10 protein-coding genes are annotated in these 12,132 nt (G+C 56.2%); 4 read left to right on the plus strand and 6 right to left on the minus strand.

The window, feature by feature from the left end:
* Window positions 1-41: 41 nt before the first annotated feature.
* Window positions 42-698: a tellurite resistance TerB family protein gene (locus FOV68_RS03005; RefSeq protein WP_010258682.1), complete on the minus strand. Its 657-nt coding sequence runs from the start codon at window positions 696-698 to the stop codon at window positions 42-44.
* Window positions 699-864: 166 nt separating this feature from the next.
* Here FOV68_RS03005 and purT point away from each other — a divergent pair, with 166 nt between their 5' ends.
* The gene (gene purT, locus FOV68_RS03010; protein ID WP_143990293.1) at window positions 865-2,043 is read left to right on the plus strand and encodes a formate-dependent phosphoribosylglycinamide formyltransferase; all 1,179 of its coding nucleotides are present in this window, start codon (window positions 865-867) and stop codon (window positions 2,041-2,043) included.
* Between the two features lie 34 nt (window positions 2,044-2,077).
* Here the strand turns inward: purT and FOV68_RS03015 are convergent, their stop codons facing one another.
* Window positions 2,078-2,716 (minus strand): bifunctional 4-hydroxy-2-oxoglutarate aldolase/2-dehydro-3-deoxy-phosphogluconate aldolase, encoded by a 639-nt coding sequence (locus tag FOV68_RS03015; RefSeq protein WP_010258674.1) that lies wholly within the window; start codon window positions 2,714-2,716, stop codon window positions 2,078-2,080.
* 214 nt (window positions 2,717-2,930) lie between these two features.
* Window positions 2,931-4,406, minus strand: coding sequence for a glucose-6-phosphate dehydrogenase (zwf, locus tag FOV68_RS03020; protein ID WP_010258671.1), 1,476 nt, complete (start codon window positions 4,404-4,406; stop codon window positions 2,931-2,933).
* Window positions 4,407-4,770: 364 nt separating this feature from the next.
* Between zwf and FOV68_RS03025 the strand changes: the two genes are divergently transcribed.
* From FOV68_RS03025 to FOV68_RS03035, 3 genes are all read left to right on the plus strand, one after another.
* Window positions 4,771-5,640, plus strand: coding sequence for a MurR/RpiR family transcriptional regulator (locus FOV68_RS03025; protein WP_186289709.1), 870 nt, complete (start codon window positions 4,771-4,773; stop codon window positions 5,638-5,640).
* A gap of 115 nt (window positions 5,641-5,755) precedes the next feature.
* Complete coding sequence (gene pyk, locus FOV68_RS03030) at window positions 5,756-7,198, plus strand: pyruvate kinase (RefSeq protein WP_031591426.1); 1,443 nt, start codon at window positions 5,756-5,758, stop codon at window positions 7,196-7,198.
* A gap of 84 nt (window positions 7,199-7,282) precedes the next feature.
* Window positions 7,283-8,515, plus strand: a complete 1,233-nt coding sequence (locus FOV68_RS03035) for an MFS transporter (protein ID WP_022625519.1) — start codon at window positions 7,283-7,285, stop codon at window positions 8,513-8,515.
* A 207-nt stretch (window positions 8,516-8,722) separates the two neighbouring features.
* Here FOV68_RS03035 and lpxM read toward each other — a convergent pair whose 3' ends face one another.
* The 3 genes from lpxM to znuA all read right to left on the minus strand — a co-directional run bounded on the left by lpxM (window position 8,723) and on the right by znuA (window position 12,115).
* Window positions 8,723-9,697 carry a lauroyl-Kdo(2)-lipid IV(A) myristoyltransferase gene (lpxM, locus tag FOV68_RS03040; protein WP_039391085.1) on the minus strand — a complete coding sequence of 325 codons (975 nt, stop codon included), beginning with the start codon at window positions 9,695-9,697 and terminating at the stop codon, window positions 8,723-8,725.
* Between the two features lie 125 nt (window positions 9,698-9,822).
* A complete protein-coding gene (mepM, locus tag FOV68_RS03045; RefSeq protein WP_069026418.1) occupies window positions 9,823-11,154 on the minus strand; it encodes a murein DD-endopeptidase MepM in 1,332 nt (443 codons plus the stop codon).
* A 13-nt stretch (window positions 11,155-11,167) separates the two neighbouring features.
* Window positions 11,168-12,115, minus strand: a complete 948-nt coding sequence (gene znuA, locus FOV68_RS03050) for a zinc ABC transporter substrate-binding protein ZnuA (RefSeq protein WP_143990294.1) — start codon at window positions 12,113-12,115, stop codon at window positions 11,168-11,170.
* Window positions 12,116-12,132 lie beyond the last annotated feature (17 nt).

Consider the following 12,132-nt stretch of genomic DNA (forward strand, 5'->3'; position numbering starts at 1 on the left):
CGGATCACATCCTGTGTCCCGCCAGCGGAAGATCAGAGGAATTAACTGGCGGGTAAACGGGCTTTTTCAGCCTCAAGATCCTGCTGGATGCCGTCGCGAACATCCTGAGGGATTTTCAGCGCGTCGCCCAGCGCGGAGAGGTAGCTGCGCTCCATGAAGTGATCAACGTCGATAGCGGCACAGCTCAGGAAGTAGAGCTCCAGCGCCTCTTCCTCGTTTTTCACATCGGCGGCCAGCCACTGCGGATCCAGCGGGCGGTTCATCGCTTTCTGGATCAGCTGTTCCGCTTCCTGACCGTAGCCGGACTGATGAATATTCTGCTCAATGGCTGCCCGTTCCTGATCGTCAATGTGCCCGTCGCTTTTGGCGGCAAACACCAGCGCCGTCACCAGACGTTCGGCCCGCAGGTTAACCGGCGTCTGCGCCACGCCAAAGTCAGGTTCATTCTGGTGCGCTTCGCTGACCCGCTGCTTGTATTTGTTCCATAACACCGCGCCCGCAGCCGCACCGCCACCGATAATCAGCGCCTTGCCGCCATATTTAGTCAGCAGTTTGCGCGACGATTTACTGGCAATCAGCATACCGGCCAGCCCGCCCAGCGCACCCGGCGCCAGCATGTCGCTTAAGCCGCCGCCCGATTTGCCCTCACCGCCCTTCTTCGTGAGTACCGACTGAATTTGTTGCAACCAGTTATTCATCATCCACTCCTTTTAAGATGTCAGTCCGCTATCCTGACGTAAGGGGTGTCAGGAAACGTCAGAGCGGGAAAAGTAAGGCAAAAGGTTGTGTCAGATGGACGAAAGATGAGAACGCAAACGTTTTCGTTTATACTTGCGCGCGAATTTTGACTGCTTAGGTGAAGAAATGACGACTCTCGGAACAGCGCTGCGTCCGGCAGCAACGCGTGTGATGCTATTGGGTTCAGGTGAACTGGGTAAAGAGGTGGCGCTGGAGTGTCAGCGTCTGGGTGTGGAAGTGATCGCGGTCGATCGTTACGCCGATGCCCCGGCGATGCACGTCGCCCATCGCAGCCATGTGATTAACATGCTGGATGGCGCGGCACTGGCAGCGTTAATCGCTGAAGAGAAGCCTGATTTTGTCGTACCGGAAATCGAAGCCATCGCCACGGAGACCCTCGTTGAGCTGGAGCAGCAAGGCCAGCGCGTGGTGCCGACTGCCCGTGCCGCGCGGCTGACCATGAACCGCGAAGGCATTCGGCGGCTGGCGGCTGAAGAGCTCTCTCTGCCGACCTCCCGCTATCGCTTTGCCGACAGCAAGGCGCGCTTTGATGAAGCGGCTACCGAAATCGGCTTTCCCTGCATTGTGAAGCCGGTGATGAGTTCATCCGGCAAAGGCCAGAGCTTTATCCGCGATGCCAGCCAGCTCGATAACGCCTGGGACTATGCGCAACAGGGTGGCCGCGCGGGTGCCGGACGCGTCATTGTCGAAGGCGTTGTCGACTTCGATTTCGAGATCACCCTGCTGACCATCAGCGCAGTCGATGGCATTCACTTCTGTGCGCCGATTGGTCACCGCCAGGAGGATGGCGATTACCGTGAATCCTGGCAGCCGCAGCAGATGAGTGATGTGGCGCTGCAGCGGGCGCAGGAGGTTGCCGCGCAGGTGGTTAAGGCGCTGGGCGGCTATGGCTTGTTTGGCGTTGAGCTGTTTGTCTGCGGTGATGAGGTGATATTCAGCGAAGTTTCGCCGCGTCCTCACGACACCGGCATGGTGACGCTGATTTCGCAGGATCTGTCAGAGTTTGCGCTGCACGTGCGGGCGTTTCTCGGTCTGCCGATTGGCGCGATTCGCCAGTATGGTCCGTCAGCGTCCGCCGTTATTCTGCCGCAACTGACCAGCCAGAATGTGCAGTTTGTGAATGTCGAAGCGGCGCTGGGTGCCGGTCTGCAACTGCGTCTGTTCGGCAAGCCGGAAATCAGCGGTCAGCGTCGCCTGGGCGTGGCGCTCGCCAGCGGTGACAGCACCGATCAGGCGATTACGCGTGCCGTTGCCAGCGCAGCAGCGGTCACGGTTCAGGGATAAAGGTGTGCGGTGAGCAGACGCTCACCGCCATAACTTACTTCGCGCCTTCAACAGCTTCGCGTGCCAGGCGGGTGATGCGATCCCAGTCGCCCGCTTCCAGCGCGTCGTTGGGCACCAGCCAGGAACCGCCGATGCACAGCACGCTTTTCAGCGCCAGATAGTCACGGTAGTTCGCCGGAGAGATGCCGCCGGTCGGGCAGAATCGCACCTGAGGGAAGGGTCCGCCAATCGCCTGCAGCGCTTTAACGCCGCCGTTCGCTTCTGCCGGGAAAAACTTGAACTCACGCAGACCGTAGTCCATACCGGTCATTAACTCAGAAACGGTGCTGATGCCGGGAATCAACGGTACCGGCCCTTCAACCGCCGCTTTCAGCAGCGACTCGGTGACGCCAGGGCTGATCACAAACTGCGCACCGGCATCGGTCACTTCCTGTAACTGCTGCGGGTTGATCACCGTTCCCGCACCGACGATCGCATCCGGCACTTCTTTAATCATCGCACGTAAAGCGTCCATCGCCACTGGCGTGCGCAGCGTTACTTCCAGCACTCTGACACCGCCTGCCACCAGCGCTTTTGCCATCGGCACGGCGTGTTCCAGTTTATTCACAACGATGACCGGCACCACAGGTCCGGTGGTCAGAATCTGTTCTGCACTCGTTTTCCAGTTTTTCATCAGTTCCCCTTGCTTGATAACACCGGGATTGCGACCCGGTCATGGAGCATCGGCTCCTGCCCTGTAAATTGCGTCACTACCATACATGATCAGCTTCCTGAGCGTCTATCATCCTGCGACCATTTTGAAACGGCAGTTCAATTTTATTCGTGTCGGCTGGCCCGGTTTAAGGGCGAAAAAAAAGCCCGCGTTGCGGGCTTCATCATCACTTTCGTTATTCGAACTCGTTCCACGAGCGGCCATCGCGGGTAATCATCGCCACTGAGGCCACCGGGCCCCAGGTGCCCGCCTGATACGGCTTGGAAGAGTCACCATCCGCAGCCCAGGCGTCGATAATGGAATCGACATAGGTCCACGCGGCTTCAACTTCATCGCGGCGCACAAACAGCGCCTGGATACCACGCATGCTCTCCAGCAGCAGACGCTCGTAAGCATCGGCAAGGTGCGACTGGTTAAAGGTCTCGGAGTAGCTCAGATCCAGCTTGGTGGTCTGCAGTTTGTGCTTGTGATCGAGGCCTGGCACTTTGTTCAGGATCTCGATATCCACCCCTTCGTCCGGCTGCAGACGAATCGTCAGCTTGTTCTGCGGCAGCTCTGAGTAGGAGTCTTTAAACAGGTTCATTTCCGGGTTTTTGAAGTAGACCACGACTTCTGAACACTTGGTCGGCAAACGCTTACCGGTACGCAGGTAGAACGGCACGCCCGCCCAGCGCCAGTTGTCGATATCGACACGAATTGCCACGAAGGTCTCTGTGGCGCTCGACTTATTGGCACCCTCTTCTTCCAGGTAGCCCGGCACTTTTTTGCCCTGCACAAAGCCAGCGGTGTACTGGCCGCGAACGGTTTTCTCACGCACGTTGGTCTGATCGATGCGGCGCAGCGAGCGCAGCACTTTAACTTTTTCGTCACGGATGCTGTCGGCGCTGAGGTCTGACGGCGGCGACATGGCGATCATGGTCAGAATCTGCAGCAGGTGGTTCTGGATCATGTCGCGCATCTGGCCCGCTTTATCGAAGTAACCCCAGCGGCCTTCGATACCCACCTCTTCGGCCACGGTAATCTGGACGTGATCGATGGTACGGTTATCCCAGTTATTCACGAAGATAGAGTTAGCAAAGCGCAGCGCCAGCAGGTTAAGCACGGTCTCTTTACCAAGGTAGTGGTCAATACGGAACACCTGGCTTTCATCAAAGTACTCACCAACGCTGTCGTTGATCTCCTGTGAGGTTTCCAGTGAGGTGCCCAGCGGCTTCTCCATCACTACGCGCGCCGGTTTAGCATTCAGCTTCGCGGTGCCCAGCCCCTGGCAGATGGCGCCAAAGGTGCTGGGTGGCATGGCGAAGTAGTTGATGGTGGTGCGATTTTTCTGGTCCAGCATCTTGCCCAGTTTCGGGAAGTGCGTGGTGTCGTTGACATCGAGGTTGCAGAAGTCGAGACGATTGCTGAGTTTGTCCCACAGCGCTTCGTCAATCTTCTCCTTCATGAAGGTTTCCAGCGCTTCACGTACCACTTTGGTGTATTCCGCTTTATCCCACTCGGCACGGCCGACACCAATAATGCGGGTTTCCTCGTGGATCTGCCCCGCTTTCTCTAACTGGTACAGTGAAGGCAACAGTTTACGGCGTGCAAGATCGCCTTTGGCACCGAAAATCACCAGATCGCATGCCTGGGCTGTTTGTGTTACCGCCATTTTCCTCTCCTCGTTGCAGGATAGTCCGGTGGTGATGCATCCTCTGCCACCGGGTCCAGGTTATTATTTTCTTTGAGCACAATGTACTTTTTTCCCCGCGCCAGGTAAACCGACTCGCCGGGTTAACCGCATTAACTCTGTACCGGATGTGCTAAGCGCGTGTGATGACACGTGCGGATTGCCGGTTTTTTCTGTGTCTGTTGGTGTCAGGAAAATCAGGCACCGGTCAAAGTATCCCAAAAAAAAGGGCAATCGACTTGTCCGCCGTTGCGCCTGGCAGGTGCTGACACGATATAGTCTCTGTTAATCGGCTCTGACGACAGGGATAATTGAAATTGGTAAAAGTGATTATGGTCATCGGCTTATGAATATGCTGGAAAAAATTGAGGTGCAGTTCGCCGCGCTCAGCAATGCGGAACAGAAAGTCGCCCGGCAGATTCTGGCTGCGCCACAGGCGGCGATGCACTCCAGCATCGCGACCCTGGCGCGCGAAGCCTGCGTCAGTGAACCCACGGTGAATCGCTTCTGTCATCGACTGGGCGCGCGCGGTTTTCCCGACTTTAAGCTGCAACTGGCCCAGAGCCTGGTGAAAAGCAGCAACTGGGTCAGCCGGGGCGTGGAGGACGATGACAGTGTGGAGAACTACAGCCACAAAATCTTTGACTCGGCGCTGGCAGGGCTGCAGCGGGTACGGGATCAACTGGATAGCACCCAACTGCAGCAGGCCGTCACCCTGCTCACTCAGGCTGACAAACTCGCCTTTTTCGGGCTGGGTGCTTCCGCTGTGGTGGCGCATGACGCCTTTACCAAATTTCTGCGCTTTAATCTGCCGGTCATCTGGTCAGACGATATTGTGATCCAGCGCATGAGTTGCATAAATAGTCGAGCCGGTGACGTTTTTGTTCTCATTTCGCATACTGGACGCACAAAAAATATGGTAGAACTGGCTCGCCTGGCCCGTGTAAACGGTTCCACCGTTATAGCCATCACCTCTGCCGATTCTCCCCTTGCCCATGAAGCAGCGATAGCTTTAGTGCTTGATGTACCGGAAGATACGGATATCTATTTGCCGATGGTATCGCGCCTGGCGCAGTTGACCGTGATCGATGTGTTGGCGACCGGTTTCACCCTGGAACGGGGTGCGCCCTTCCGGGAAAACCTGAAACGCGTGAAAGAGGCGTTGAAAGCGTCGCGTTACGAAAAGCACACCATTCGGGAAAAGGATGATCAGTAAAAAATTAACATCACATTTACAATGTGAGTCGTATCACAACCCGTCGATCATATAGAATAGATAACCATGCTGTGTCCACAGTCCAGGGCACGCTTAAATGTTTACGGAGTCCTCGATGTCAAGACGTCTCAGAAGAACCAAAATCGTTACAACCCTCGGCCCCGCCACCGATCGTGATAATAATTTAGAAAAAATCATCGCTGCCGGCGCGAACGTTGTACGACTCAACTTCTCTCACGGCACGCCAGAAGATCACCAGATCCGTGCCGATAAAGTGCGTGAGATTGCCGCAAAACTGGGTCGCCACGTGGCCATCCTCGGTGACCTCCAGGGTCCAAAAATTCGTGTTTCAACCTTCAAAGAAGGCAAAGTTTTCCTGAATATCGGTGACCGTTTCCTGCTGGATGCCAATCTGGGTAAAGGCGAAGGCGATAAAGAGCGCGTCGGTATCGACTACAAAGGCCTGCCGGCAGATGTGGTGCCGGGCGATATCCTGCTGCTGGATGATGGCCGCGTGCAGCTGAAAGTGCTGGAAGTTCAGGAGATGAAAGTGTTCACCGAAGTCACCGTGGGTGGCCCGCTGTCGAACAACAAAGGCATTAACAAACTGGGCGGCGGACTCTCAGCTGAAGCGCTGACCGAAAAAGATAAAGCGGATATCATCACTGCCGCCAAAATCCGGGTCGACTATCTGGCCGTCTCTTTCCCACGCTGTGGTGAAGATATGAATCTGGCACGTCGTCTGGCGCGCGAAGCGGGTTGTGACGCCAAACTGGTCGCAAAAGTGGAACGTGCCGAAGCGGTCGCCAGCCAGGAAGCGATGGATGACATCATTCTGGCCTCTGATGTGGTGATGGTGGCGCGTGGCGATCTGGGCGTTGAGATTGGCGATCCGGAACTGGTCGGCATTCAGAAAGCATTGATTCGTCGTGCCCGCCAGCTTAACCGCACCATCATTACCGCGACGCAGATGATGGAGTCGATGATCACTAACCCGATGCCGACCCGCGCAGAAGTGATGGACGTGGCGAACGCCGTGCTGGATGGTACCGATGCTGTGATGCTCTCTGCGGAAACCGCAGCGGGTCAGTATCCGGCTGAAACTGTCTCAGCGATGGCGAAGGTCTGTCTGGGCGCGGAGAAGATCCCGAGCGTCAACGTCTCCAAGCATCGTCTGGACGTGCAGTTCGACAATGTCGAAGAAGCGATTGCTATGTCATCCATGTACGCCGCGAACCACCTGCAGGGCGTCACCGCGATCATCACCATGACCGAGTCGGGCCGTACCCCGCTGATGACCTCACGTATCACCTCGGGCCTGCCGATTTTTGCCATGTCACGCCATGAACGCACGCTGAATCTCACCGCGCTCTATCGCGGCGTAACGCCAGTGTTCTTCGACAGCAATAACGACGGTGTGGCTGCTGCGCACGATGCCGTTAACCTGCTGCGCGACAAAGGCTTCCTGGTCTCTGGCGATCTGGTCATTGTGACGCAGGGCGATGTGATGGGCGCCACCGGCACCACCAATACCACACGTGTGCTGCGCGTGGATTAATTGAGTCCGGGTTTACAATGTCGGTGTAGAATAAACAACGCGACTGCCTGGCAGTCGCGTTTTCTTTTCTGACAAGGAGGCCAGATGGCCCGTTTCCACCCCATCAGCCAGCTTACCGGCCGAATTTTACTCTTTCCTCTGGCGTTAGTGCTGTTCGAGTTTGCCACCTATATTGCTCATGACATGATCCAGCCTGGCATGCTGATCGTCACCAGCGAATTTTCCGTCGGCCCTGAATGGGTCTCCACCTCCCTGACCGCCTACCTGATTGGCGGCGTGGTGCTGCAATGGCTGCTGGGTCCTCTTTCTGATAAGTTTGGCCGGCGACCGGTGATGCTCTTCGGCATCCTGTTTTTTGCCGTCGCCTGCATGCTGATGCACTGGGTCAGCTCAATTGAAGAATTTGTCAGCCTGCGCTTTATTCAGGGCATCAGCCTCTGCTTTATCGGCGCGGTCGGCTATGCCGCAATTCAGGAAGCCTTTGATGAGGCGCTGGCGGTGCGCATGATGGCGCTGATGGCCAACGTGGCGCTGCTGGCTCCGCTGGCGGGTCCGCTTGCCGGTGCAGCCTGGCTCACCATTGGCAGCTGGCGCAGCATGTTCTGGCTGTTTGCCGCCTGCAGCCTGGTCGCCTTTGTGGTGCTGTGGCGTGTGATGCCCGAAACCGCAGGTGACCGCAGTCACTCCATCGCCCTGCCCAATCTGGCACGCAACTATGGCCGGCTGATGAAAGACCGGCTGGTAATGTTTGGTTCCTTCGCTATCGGGCTGGTGTTTATCCCGATCCTCACCTGGGTTGCCCTTTCGCCGGTGATCCTGATGCACGACGAAGGTCTGTCGCGTATGCAGTACGCCCTGCTGCAGCTGCCGGTGTTTCTGGCGATGATCGCCGGTAACCTGACGCTGAGTAAGCTGGCGGGACGCGTGCCGATTGAACAACCGGTGAAGTTCGCCGCCTGGCCGATTCTGATTGGTCTGAGCCTGGCGCTGGTGGCGAGCCTGATGAACAGCCACGGTTATCTGCTGATAACCGCTGGTCTGAGCCTCTACGCCTTTGGCGCTGGCATGGTCAATGCCGGACTGTATCGCCTGACGCTCTACGCCAGCAACGAAGGCAAAGGCAGCGTGGCTGCGATGCTGGGAATGATCAGTATTATGACGCTGGCGGTGGGAATTGAGCTGGCGAAAAGCGGCTACTTCAGCGGCGGCACGCTGTGGTTCTGCCTGGTCAACTTTATCAGCGGCGTGCTCTGGTTTGGCCTGGTGATCCTGTTTATGCGCGAGCGTAAACGTCGCAGCAGGCTGGAAGCGTTATAAACAGGCAGCGCAGCCACAGGTTTGCCCTGAGCAGGCAGCTCAGAAGCTCAAAGCGATGGAAGTATATGCCTGTAGCCAAACAGCGCGGGCCAGGGAGGGCCAGGGAGGGCCAGGGAGGGCGTATTATACGTCTTTGCGAAAGGCGACTGCGACCTGAGCCAGCTCTTTTCCCCTCATCATAAAAAGGCCGCTTTCGCGGCCTTTTTGCTATTTGCGCGGATAAAGCTCTTTGCGCGAATAGGGCTCGATGTCACCCTCTTTGCGGGTCTTCAGCAGCTTGAGGATCCAGGTGTACTGCTCGGGATGCGGGCGGACAAACACTTCCACCTCTTCATTCATACGGCGAGCCAGTTGGTGATCGTCGGCTTCCAGCAGATCGTCCATCGGCGGACGCACATAAATTTCAAGCTTGTGCGATTTGCTGTTATAAACCGGGAACAGCGGCACCACACGCGCGCGGCAGACTTTCATCAGTCGCCCTACCGCAGGCAGCGTCGCTTTATAGGTGGCAAAGAAATCGACGAACTCACTCTGCTCCGGGCCATGATCCTGATCGGGCAGGTAGTAGCCCCAGTAGCCCTGGCGGATTGAGCTGATAAAGGGTTTGATACCGTCGTTGCGCGCATGCAGCCGTCCGCCATAACCCCGGCGTGCGGTATTCCAGGCATAGTCCATCAGCGGATCGCTCTGGTTATGGAACATCGCCGCCATCTTTTGACCTTCTGACGCCAGCAGCATAGCGGGAATATCCACCGCCCAGCCGTGCGGCACCAGAAAAATCACATTCTGCTGCTCCGCTTTCATCTGATCGATAATTTCACGACCATGCCACTCTACACGTTCACGGATACGTGCCGGATCGCGCAGCACCAGCTCGGTCATCATTGCCATCGCCTGCGGTGCCGTCGCAAACATCTCATCGACCAGCGTGGCACGCTGCGCCTCGCTGAGTTCCGGCAGACAGTAATAGAGGTTAATCAGCGCACGGCGACGTGCGCCCTTTGCCAGCTTACCGGCAAATTTGCCTAACCGACCCAGCAGCGGATCACGCACTTTTGGCGGTAACATCGCCATCGCGGCCAGACCACCAATCGCCAGCCAGCTGCCCCAGTATTTAGGTTTGAGAAAAGAACGTTCAAAAACGGGAATAAATTCAGTGTTATTTTTTTTACGGGTTTCCATGCACTCGCCTCAAGCAATGACCGGCTAATGATAGTGACGACCTGAAAATTTGCAATCATCCTGCGCCAGATAGCAAAAAACCGACGGGAAAACCGTCGGTTTTTGCGCGATTTGACGAAATTCGCTTACTTCAGACCCAGCTGAGGCAGCCAGGATTTAACCTGTGCCATGTAATCGCTGCGATCTTTACCCGTCAGGCCTTCCATGCGCGGCAGTTTCGCCGTTAATGGGTTGACCGCCTGATTATTGATCCAGATTTCGAAATGCAGATGCGGCCCGGTAGATCGTCCGGTGTTACCTGACAGTCCAATACGGTCGCCACGTTTCACTTTCTGACCTGGCTTCACCAGCACTTTCTTCATGTGCATATAGCGCGTCATATACTGGCGGCCATGACGAATGGCGACGTAGTTACCCGCCGCACCGCCGTTCTTCGCCACGACGATCTCACCATCACCCACTGCCAGCACCGGCGTACCGATCGGCAGCGCAAAGTCGACGCCTTTATGAGGCGCAATGCGGCCGGTAACCGGGTTGAGACGACGCGGATTAAAGTTAGAGGAGACACGATACTGCTTAACCGTCGGGAAGCGCATAAAGCCGCGCGCCAGACCGGAGCCGCTGCGATCGTAGAACTTGCCATCTTCGGCGCGGAAAGCGTAATAGTCTTTACCCCCGCTACGCAGGCGCACACCCAGCAACTGACTTTGCGCACTCTTGCCATCCAGCATTTCGCGTGACATCAGTACGCTGAACTGGTCACCCGCACGCAGCTTACGGAAATCCATCTGCCACTGCAGCGCTTTGATCACGGCGCTGGATTCGGCACTGCTCAACCCGGCACGCTGGGCACTGGCGGCGAAACTGCCGCGCACTTCGCCCTGCATCACGCTGTTGCGCCATTCACCCTTCTGCATCTCCGCATCCATCTTAAAGCCGCCTTTAGGGGTGCGCTCATAGGTGCGGGTTTCACGGCGGGAAATTTCCCAGCTCAGGGTTTTCAGGCCGCCATCATCATCCAGCGTCCAGCTCAGCTGCTGACCAACCTGCAGATTACGCAGGTCGCGATCGCTCATCACCAGCGCATTAATGTCACTGATGTCGATGCCATACTGATTCAGGGCACTGCTCAGGGTATCGCCGGATGAAACGGTGTAGTCGTGAACCCCGGCCGTTTCGGGCACGTCGGTGTCCACATCGTCCGCAGGCAGTTCTTCGTCAGGTTCCGGTGTGCTCTGATCGATAGGCTCACTGGCTTCCGGCAACAGCGTGCGGAACGTGTTCTTATCCAGTTCGATGTTTTTGACGATGGGCGTCACATCATCCGAAGGATGATAAACGTAAGGCCGCCAGACAGCGACGGCCAGAGTGACTACAGTTAAAGAACCCAGCATTACGCGGTGGGGGCGCGGCAAATTATTAAATGCGAGGGCGACAGAGCGGGCTATCTGCTGCACTTTTACCTATTCCTCATGCTCCATTCAGGCAGCTTTCATACTGGCTCGACAGTTGTGAGAGGAATTTCACATAGCTGTCTTTGGCTAAGCTGATGTCTGTTCCCAGGGGATCGAGCGTGCCTTTACGCACCTGCGTTCCGCGGGCGACAGCATCGATGACTGCTGGCCTGAATTGTGGCTCAGCAAAGACGCAGACCGCCTTTTGCTCAACCAACTGTGTTCGTATCTGATGTAAACGCTGAGCGCCCGGTTGAATTTCAGGATTGACGGTAAAGTGCCCGGTGGGCGAGAGACCGTATTGTTTTTCAAAGTACGTGTAAGCGTCGTGAAAAACGAAATATCCTTTATTTCTGACCGGAGCGAGTTGTGCGCTAACGCGTTTGTCCGTGTCCGCCAAAGCTACCTCAAACTGCTGGAGGTTGGCGTCAAGTTTGGCTTTATCTTGCGGCATAAGTTCCAATAATTTTCCATGGATTGCAACCGCGGTCTTGCGCGCAATCTCTGGCGACAACCACAGGTGCATATTAAACTCGCCGTGATGATGGTGATGAGCATCGGCGTCCTGTTCTTCGGATTTTTCCGCTGTGTGTTCATCTTCATCTTCACCACCGCTAATCAATAACGGTTTTACCCCGTCGATGTTCACCATCGCGAGGTTTTTCTGAGCCGGAAGTTCAGCCGCAGACTTCGCCATAAAGGCTTCCATTTCAGGCCCGACCCAGACGACTAAGTCCGCGTTTTTTAAGCGTTTTGCATCAGAGGGCCGCAGGGAATAATCGTGCTCAGAGGCACCGTCCGGTAGCAGAACGTCAACCGGTGTGACACCATCTGCAATGGCCGCAGCGATAAACCCTACCGGTTTGAGTGAAGCCACGACATTCGCCTGAGCTGGAAGGGTTAACGAAGCTGTAACGGAGAAGGTAGTTAAGGCGAAAATTGCGCCCTTTTTATTATGTAACATATTGCGTCATTCCATCG

Source organism: Pantoea sp. paga, from assembly GCF_007558755.1.
In the GTDB taxonomy this organism is placed as follows: Bacteria; Pseudomonadota; Gammaproteobacteria; order Enterobacterales; family Enterobacteriaceae; genus Pantoea; species Pantoea agglomerans.